Here is a 4,353-nt window from a genome sequence, read left to right as displayed (position 1 = left end):
AAGAAGATTATGGCTCTGTAACTGTAACTTCTACATAGTGCATTATAACAAATAGCTTTTAAGCTCTGACAATGTGTTTTAGAAGATGTTTCGTGAATAATTTAGTATTATATTGACAACCCTTATTTAAATTGCTAAAATCAAATTTATAGGAGGATTTAATAATGAAACTTAAAAGCAAAATGTTACTTTTCATTGGAATTCCAATGCTACTGGTCATTATAATTATGACTGCTGTTTCTTATTTTTTTATTCAGGCTTTACCAATTATAGGCATTATATCTGCCATAGTAATGTTTATAGTTATTTATTTTGTTACAAACTCTATATCTAATCCTATCACTGACTTAAGTGAGTGTATCCAAGGTATGGTTAATTATGATTTTACACTTACTGAATCCTCTCCATCTGTAATCTACTCCAAAAATACAGATGAAATTGGAGAAATATCTCGTTCTTTAGTAACTGTCAAAAAAACAATACAGTCAATAATGATACAAATTTCTGATATTGCTAATCAGGTTTCCGCATCATCAGAAGAACTTGCTACTTCCAGTGAACATTCTGCAAATACAGCTAAACATTTATCAAAGACTGTTAAAGAAATATCAAACGGTGCTGTAATGCAGGCTGAAGATATGCAAAAAGGTGCAGAATCCGTACAGATAGTTGATACCGCACTCCATACAAATGAAACTATCATCGAAAATCTAAACAAGACTATTCATGAAGTGTCATCTGCAAAAGAGCAAGGCATACTTACTATACCAAAACTCATTGCTGCTACAAAAAAACTTAAAGATTCAGCCGAAAATGTACATTCAGTTATATTAAATACAAATGACAGAGCTGCTCAGATTTCTTCAGCCAGCAGTATGATAAAATCCATTTCCGACCAAACAAACCTGCTTGCATTAAATGCTGCAATTGAGGCAGCTAGGGCAGGCGAGGCAGGTAAAGGCTTTGCAGTAGTTGCTGAAGAAATTCGTAAGTTGGCTGAACAGTCAAATCAGTTCACTGAGGAAATTCAGGCAATTGTATTAGGCCTTACAGAAAAAGTAACTGAAACTGTAAATATTATGGAAACAGTTGGTGGTACAGTTGCTGAACAAAATGATAGAGTTAATGAAACTCAAGAAATATTCCGTTTAATTTCTTCCGGTCTTGACAAAAACTTGAGTGAAGTTAACAGCCTCAACCATTCAGTTAAGGAACTTGAATCTACAAAAGATTCGCTTGTTGGCATAATAGAAAATCTATCTGCTTTGTCAGAAGAAAATGCTGCTTCAACACAAGAGGCTTCTGAATCATTAAGCTCTCAACTTGATTCAGCTGAGACAGTTGCTTCTTCAAGTGAGCAACTTCTAAAATTATCACAAAATATGATTGCAATGATTAATAAGTTTAAAATTTAACAATTACTAATGCAAAAAAGAATCCTGTTGAATATTCAGCAGGATTCTTTTGTATTTAATCCCATATCCATCTTAACTTCTCTAATGAACACAAAATATAAAATCCCTATTTTCAGCTATATATTTTACTTGATAAATGATAATTTTAATGCTAAAATACATTGCATACACGAATACATTTAAAAATAATTGTTTATAAGCGGAGGTTTTATGGCAAAGAAAAAGTATACTGAAATGACAAAAGAAGAACTCCTTGAATTAAAGGATTGCTTAAAAATAGAATATAAAAAAATGCAGGCAAGAGGACTTGAACTAAATATGAGTCGTGGTAAACCCTGTGTAGACCAACTGGATTTATCAATGGGGATGATGGACTCATTAAACAGCAACTCTGATTTACTTTGTGAAGACGGCACCGACTGCCGTAACTACGGAGTTCTTGACGGTATACCTGAGGCAAAAGAACTTATTGGTGATATGATGGAAGTTCCTTATGACCATCTGCTTATATATGGAAACTCAAGCCTTAATGTAATGTACGATACAGTTTCTCGCTCAATGACACATGGTGTTATGGGGAGCACTCCTTGGTGCAAATTAGATAAGGTGAAATGGATATGTATTGTTCCGGGCTATGACAGACACTTTGCAATAACAGAGTATTTCGGCATAGAAAGTGTGACTGTACCTATGCTTAAAACCGGTCCGGACATGGATATGATTGAGAAACTTGTAGCTTCTGATGAAAGTATTAAGGGTGTTTGGTGCGTACCTAAATATTCCAATCCTACCGGAAATTCTTACTCTGATGAAACAGTAAGAAGATTTGCAAGACTTAAGCCCGCTGCCAAGGACTTTAGAATATACTGGGATAACGCCTATACCGTACATCATCTCTATGATAATGAGCAGGATCATCTCATTGAAATTCTTGCAGAATGTAAGCGTGCCGGAAATCCGGACTTAGTATATAAATTTGCCTCTACAAGTAAGGTAAGTTTTCCAGGATCCGGTATAGCTGCTCTTGCCACCAGTCTTAACAACCTTGAAGATATACAGAAACAAGTAGCTATGCAGACAATAGGACATGACAAGGTAAATCAGCTTCGCCATGTGAGATTTTTCAAAGATATTCATGGACTGGTTGAGCATATGCGTAAACATGCAGACATTCTTCGTCCTAAGTTTGAGGCTGTTGAAGAAATACTTGATAAAGAATTAAAAGGAACCGGAATTGCAACCTGGACTTCACCAAAGGGAGGTTACTTTATCTCTTATGATACCTTACCAGGCTGTGCTAAAAAGGTAGTTTCCCGTTGTGCAAAGGCCGGTGTAGTTATGACTCCTGCCGGAGCAACCTTCCCAGGTGGAAAGGACCCACAAGACACTAATATAAGAATAGCTCCTTCCTTCCCTCCTATAACCGACCTCAAGACTGCTGCTGAGCTACTCGCTCTCTCAACAAAGCTTGTAACGGTTGAAGAGTTACTCACAAAAATGGAGTTCTCATCATCTTCAACCGAAACTAAAATTGCCCCTTTGGCAAAAACGGAAAAATAAAGATTCTTACAAATATTCATACTAATTTTATTTGATTTTTGTAAGTATTTTTACTATAATTGCTTTATTACCAGCTACGGTAAATTAAAAACTTTGGAGGAACCGATATGAAAATTCTAATTATAGGCACAAATCATGCAGGTATTGCTGCTGCCAATACCCTGCTTGATAATTATCCAGGTAATGAAATTGTAATGATTGATAGAAATACCAATCTTAGTTACCTTGGCTGCGGTACTGCTCTTTGGGTAGGAAGGCAGATTGATTCTTATGAAGGTCTCTTCTATACCTGTGCTGAGGCTTTTGAAAAGAAAGGTGCTAAAATCAGCCTCGAGACAAGTGTTGAAGAAATTGACTTTAACAAAAAAATTGTATATGGAACAAAGAAAAATGGAGAGAAGTTTGAAGAATCATATGATAAACTCGTGCTTGCTACCGGTTCTCTCCCAATATCTCCTGCCCTTTCCGGCAATGACTTAGAAGGTCTTAAATTCTTAAAACTTTTCCAGGAAGGTCAGGCTGTAGATAAAGAAATCAGTAATCCTGAAATTAAAGAAGTTGCAGTAATCGGTGCAGGTTATATAGGCGTGGAAATCGCTGAAGCTTGTCTTTTAAGAGGTAAAAAAGTAAGACTCTTTGATGTAGCTCCTAGTTCTCTTGCAAGCTACTACGATAAATGGTTTACTGAGGATATGGATAAGGCTTTAGAAGATGCCGGAATAGAAACTCATTTTGGTGAAAAAGTTCTTGAATATAAAGGAAACGGCAGAGTTTCTTCTATAGTAACAGAGAGTGGAGAATATCCTGCTGATTTAGTTATAAATGCTATCGGTTTTGCTCCAAATAATGCACTTGGCAAGGATCATTTAGAACTTTGGAAAAATGGTGCTTATGCAGTAGATAAATATCAGCAGACAAGTGATCCTGATGTATATGCTGTTGGCGACTGTGCTACTATTTATTCAAATGCCCTTAGAGATAGAACATATATAGCTCTTGCTTCAAATGCAGTTCGTACAGGTATAGTTGCCGGTCATAACATAGGCGGTACTAAGCTTGAAGGCATCGGAGTGCAGGGTTCAAATGCTATCTGTGTATTTGGTAGAAAACTTGCTTCTACAGGTATTTCTGTTGCTGCTGCTGAGAGAGCCGGCATGGAAGTAGAATATACAGACTTCGAGGATACTCAGCGTCCCGGATTTATGCGTGAAAATGAAGATGTAAAAATCCGTATAGTATATGAGAAATCCACAAGAAGAGTTGTTGGTGCTCAGCTTTCATCTAAAGAAGATATCTCAATGGCAATACATATGTTCTCACTCGCCATTGAAGAAGGAGTTACTATTGATAAGTTAAAACTTCTCGATATTTTCTTCCT

The 4,353-nt window shown here is 36.3% G+C and carries 3 protein-coding genes; all 3 read left to right on the top strand.

The genetic code is table 11. From position 1 onward, the window contains the following. Positions 1-164: 164 nt before the first annotated feature. Entirely contained in the window at positions 165-1,415 is a 1,251-nt protein-coding gene (locus ACTTG8_RS09725) for a methyl-accepting chemotaxis protein (protein WP_442561913.1), read from the top strand. Between the two features lie 210 nt (positions 1,416-1,625). Continuing rightward, on the top strand, positions 1,626-2,975 hold the full coding sequence (locus ACTTG8_RS09720) for an aminotransferase class I/II-fold pyridoxal phosphate-dependent enzyme (RefSeq protein ID WP_442561912.1): 1,350 nt from the start codon (positions 1,626-1,628) through the stop codon (positions 2,973-2,975). Between the two features lie 107 nt (positions 2,976-3,082). Further along, the coding region (nox, locus tag ACTTG8_RS09715; protein WP_442561911.1) for a H2O-forming NADH oxidase at positions 3,083-4,353 on the top strand (1,271 nt) is incomplete at its 3' end.

The organism is Catonella sp. (assembly GCF_052173895.1).
Classification (GTDB): Bacteria; Bacillota; Clostridia; order Lachnospirales; family Lachnospiraceae; genus Catonella.
This window is presented reverse-complemented; position numbering and strand designations above follow the sequence as displayed.